The 1,719-nt window shown below is 46.1% G+C and carries 2 protein-coding genes; both read left to right on the top strand.

Annotated features, from left to right (window positions below; all coding sequences use genetic code 11):
• Window positions 1–88 precede the first annotated feature (88 nt).
• On the top strand, window positions 89–559 hold the full coding sequence (locus tag NLX67_RS22525; protein WP_254313628.1) for a transposase family protein: 471 nt from the start codon (window positions 89–91) through the stop codon (window positions 557–559).
• A 34-nt stretch (window positions 560–593) separates the two neighbouring features.
• The gene (locus tag NLX67_RS22520; protein WP_254313627.1) at window positions 594–1,649 is read left to right on the top strand and encodes a transposase; all 1,056 of its coding nucleotides are present in this window, start codon (window positions 594–596) and stop codon (window positions 1,647–1,649) included.
• Window positions 1,650–1,719 lie beyond the last annotated feature (70 nt).

Genomic DNA, 1,719 nt, shown 5'->3' with positions numbered 1-1,719 from the left:
AACAGCATTTTTTAGGTTCTTACGTGAAGCTGGTGAACGGTTTTTTTATTGTTAGGCTGATATAATAAAGGAAAAGGAGTGCGTTCCAATGACTCATTTTTTATGGTCATCTCCTGATCCCCATTTGGAACTTTTGAACGTAGATGATTCACGTGATGTTATAACTCTGACTGTTAAAAGCAGCCACGAATCCGCATCCTGTCCTTCCTGCTGTCAGCCGAGCACCCGACCTCATAGCCGATATATCCGTAAAGTACAAGATCTGCCGATTAGTAATCGTCCTGTCGACCTGGTTGTGATGACGAAAAAATGGTTCTGCGACCAACCAAATTGCCCTATAAATATCTTCACTGAACGGCAGGAATGGCTGCTGCCTAACAGGCGCAGAACCGTTAGGGCAGAAGAAGCATTGCGGAAAATTGCGTTTTCGACTAGCTGCCTAGCCGCTGAAAAAGTGGCAAAATCTCTGAATCTTCCTGTTAGCCATGATGCCCTGCTTAGCCTTGTCCATCGGACAGATGTCCCTATCTTGGTGTCTCCCTTTTCTCGGCCTGGATGATTTTGCATTTCGTAAAGGTCACACGTATGGAGCCTTGATTTGCGATCACGAGTCTCATTTGCCTGTTGCGCTTCTCTCTAACCGTACACCAGAGTCAATCACAAAATGGCTCAAGCAGCATCCTCATGTTGCACTGATCAGCCGTGATGGATATACAGGATTCCGTCAGGGAATTGCAGAGGCGAGCCACGATATTCTTCAAGTGTATGATCGCTGGCATTTTATCCGCAATGCAAGAAAGCAGCTGGACTCGGCTCTGTCAACACTTGTACCGCCCGTTCTGACCTGGAATCATCCGGCCGAGGCAGGGAATCCGGAAGTGCTACTGACAAAAGTCCAGGAAAGGGCTAAAAAGAAGATGGATCAAAGATGCTCGCTTATCCAGCAAGTGCAGTCAGAGTTTGTATCCGGAAAGAATGTGCCATTTCTGGCGAAAGAATTCGGCCTTGATCCACGCACGGTGAAAAGATATATCACGATGAAAGAGCCGCCAGTAGGCCGGCGGCCTCGAAAAAAGGGAGCTGACCCGTACAAGGCGCGCATTGAAGAGCTGGAAAAAGACGGACATACGATCAATGAAATTGTCAGCTTTCTCCAGCTTGAAGGCTACAAGGGGACCCGCTCCCAGGTGCGAATCATTGTAGAAATGATTCGCAAGAAACGAAAACATGGACTCTTGAATGATATGAGCACAAAGCTCTCACGGCGAAAGCTCGCTTCCCTTCTTTGGAAAGGCATTAAAAAGCTAGATAAACAAGAATGGCTTCTTGTGCAAAAATGTCTTGAGTTATATCCAAGCGTGGAGCCGATTTGCCGAGTCGTTCAGTCCTATCGGGACTGTCTTGATAAAAAAGATTACGACGGCTTCTTGATGTGGCTCAAAGAGCAGCTTTCCGAACGTAAGCAGCCGTTTTACCATTATGCCTTGCGTCTTCGAAGTGATATCAAGGCAGTGAAAAATGCTTTTTGTCTGCCTTACAGTAATGGGCTGCTGGAGGGCCATGTAAACCGCCTCAAGACGATTAAGCGCATGCTCTATGGAAGAGCCGGCCTACCCATTCTTGAAAAAAGAGTACTTTACCGCCTTTGAAAAATACTATTTCAAAAAACTAAAACAAACCAGATTAATTGTTACATATACCGATTCACCAAAAAGACGT

This window comes from Domibacillus sp. A3M-37, from assembly GCF_024213455.1.
Classification (GTDB): domain Bacteria; phylum Bacillota; class Bacilli; order Bacillales; family Domibacillaceae; genus Domibacillus; species Domibacillus tundrae.
This window is presented reverse-complemented; position numbering and strand designations above follow the sequence as displayed.

Bases quoted from the DNA above. Each gene is read 5' to 3' on its own strand.
- NLX67_RS22525 (WP_254313628.1), top strand. From the start codon at position 89: ATGACTCATTTTTTATGGTCATCTCCTGATCCCCATTTGGAACTTTTG.